The organism is Bradyrhizobium sp., from assembly GCF_049586575.1.
In the GTDB taxonomy this organism is placed as follows: domain Bacteria; phylum Pseudomonadota; class Alphaproteobacteria; order Rhizobiales; family Xanthobacteraceae; genus Bradyrhizobium.
Window position 1 is genome coordinate 1 of record NZ_JBAVCF010000364.1, and the last position, 2,162, is coordinate 2,162.

Sequence of the window (2,162 nt, forward strand, 5' to 3'; positions counted from 1 at the left end):
ATCGCCACGCACCAGGCCGTCGGCCCCGAGCACATTGGCGAAGCGGCGCGACATGGAGGCCAAGTCATCGAACGACGTGCGGCGCGAAGTGCCGTCCTCGTCGACATAGATCAGCGCAAGGCGCCCCGTGCCGTCGGCGTGGCGGTCGCAACAGGCTGTCGCCATGTTGAAGCGCGGCGGAATCTCCCAGCGGAAATCGCGGCAGAGTTTTTCGTAATCATTGGTTTCGGTGAGCATGAGAAGAAGCTTTCAAGGTCCTTCACGAGTAGCGGGGTCGTCCCCGCGAACGCCGGGACGACATGCACCGGCAAAAATCAACCCGTCAGCGCGGCCTTCACCAGCCCGCTGGCCTTGCCGAAATCCATCTGGCCGGCATATTTGCCTTTCAGAACGCCGACGACCTTGCCCATATCCTTCATGCCGGCGGCGCCGGTCTCCTTGATGGCGGCTGCGATCGCGGCCTTCATATCGTCGTCCGACATCTGCTTCGGCAGGTACGCCGAGATCACCGCGATCTCCTCGCGCTCCTGGGCTGCGAGTTCCGCGCGGCCGCCCTTTTCATAGAGCTCGACCGATTCCTGCCGCTGCTTGATCATTTTCTGCAACACGCTGAGCAGGTCGGCGTCGGACAGCGGCGGTTTGCCCTCCCCGCGCGCAGCAATATCCGCGTTCTTGATGGTGGAATTGACCATCCGCAGCGTGGAGAGCTTGCGCTCCTCCCTGGCCTTCATCGCCTCCTTGACCGCGTTGTTGATGTCGTCGCGAAGCATGGAATCGCTCTCCTTCGATCTCAAGCCCTGATCTAGGCCGTCCGCGCGACCGAGACAACCGGCGCTCCGCCCCCAAGGGCGGCTGACCACCCACCCATCTGCGGAAAACGCATGTGAATCGAGCCATTTCCGGCTTTGACGCAGTGCCCGCGCGCGACTATGTAAGGGCCTCATGACGACATCAGAAAACGCTGCCGCCTGGCCGGACCACAAGCCGACCGCACTTCTTGTGCTGGCCGATGGCACGGTGCTGGAAGGTTTTGGGCTCGGCGCCGAGGGGCATGCGGTCGGCGAGGTTTGCTTCAACACGGCGATGACCGGCTATGAGGAGATCCTCACCGATCCATCCTATGCCGGGCAGCTCATTACCTTCACCTTTCCGCATATCGGCAATGTCGGCACCAACGACGAGGATATCGAGACGGTGAACATGGCGGCGACGCCGGGCGCGCGCGGAGTGATCCTGCGCACCGCGATATCGGATCCTTCGAACTACCGCGCCACTCGCCATCTCGATCAATGGCTGAAGGCGCGCGGCATCATCGGTCTGTCCGGTATCGATACCCGCGCGCTGACCGCGCTGATCCGCAGCAAAGGCATGCCCAACGCCGTGATTGCACACGCGAAGAACGGCGTCTTCGACATTCACGGATTGAAGGAAGAGGCGCGGGAATGGCCGGGCCTCGAAGGCATGGACCTCGTGCCGATGGTCACCTCTGCCCAGCGCTTCACCTGGGACGAGACGCCGTGGGCGTGGGAAAAAGGCTTCGGCCGTCAGACCGAGCCGGAATTCAACGTGGTTGCCATCGACTACGGCATCAAGCGCAACATCCTGCGGCTGCTTGCCGGCACCGGCTGCAAGATCACCGTGGTACCGGCGACCACTTCGGCCGAAGACATCCTGGCGATGAAACCGGACGGCGTGTTCCTGTCGAACGGTCCCGGCGATCCGGCCGAGACCGGCAAATATGCGGTGCCGGTGATTCAGAAGGTGATCAATTCCGGTACGCCCACCTTCGGCATCTGCCTCGGCCATCAGATGCTGGGCTTGGCCGTCGGCGCGAAGACGAAAAAGATGCATCAGGGCCATCACGGCGCCAACCACCCTGTGAAGGACGAAACCACCGGCAAGGTGGAAATCACCTCGATGAACCACGGTTTCGCGGTGGATCAGGCAACGCTGCCGAAAGGCGCGATGCAAACCCACATCTCGCTGTTCGATGGCTCCAATTGCGGGATCGCGCTCGAGGGCAAGCCGGTGTTTTCCGTGCAGTATCACCCTGAAGCTTCGCCCGGTCCGCGCGACTCGCATTATCTGTTCCAGCGCTTCGCCGATCTGATGCGCGAGAAGAAGCGGGCGTAGGAGCGACGCGCTTATCCCTCCCCCGCGAA

Annotated in this window: 2 protein-coding genes and 1 pseudogene; 1 reads left to right on the forward strand and 2 read right to left on the reverse strand. The window is 62.5% G+C overall.

Annotated elements, in window-relative coordinates:
* Window positions 1–237 (reverse strand): annotated as a pseudogene (locus WB528_RS14105) (AMP-dependent synthetase); the annotation flags it as partial.
* Between the two features lie 77 nt (window positions 238–314).
* Complete coding sequence (locus WB528_RS14110) at window positions 315–770, reverse strand: GatB/YqeY domain-containing protein (RefSeq protein WP_423889031.1); 456 nt, start codon at window positions 768–770, stop codon at window positions 315–317.
* Window positions 771–942: 172 nt separating this feature from the next.
* On the opposite strand from WB528_RS14110, the gene carA reads away from it, so the two are divergent.
* Window positions 943–2,133 carry a glutamine-hydrolyzing carbamoyl-phosphate synthase small subunit gene (gene carA, locus WB528_RS14115; protein ID WP_423889032.1) on the forward strand — a complete coding sequence of 397 codons (1,191 nt, stop codon included), beginning with the start codon at window positions 943–945 and terminating at the stop codon, window positions 2,131–2,133.
* Window positions 2,134–2,162 lie beyond the last annotated feature (29 nt).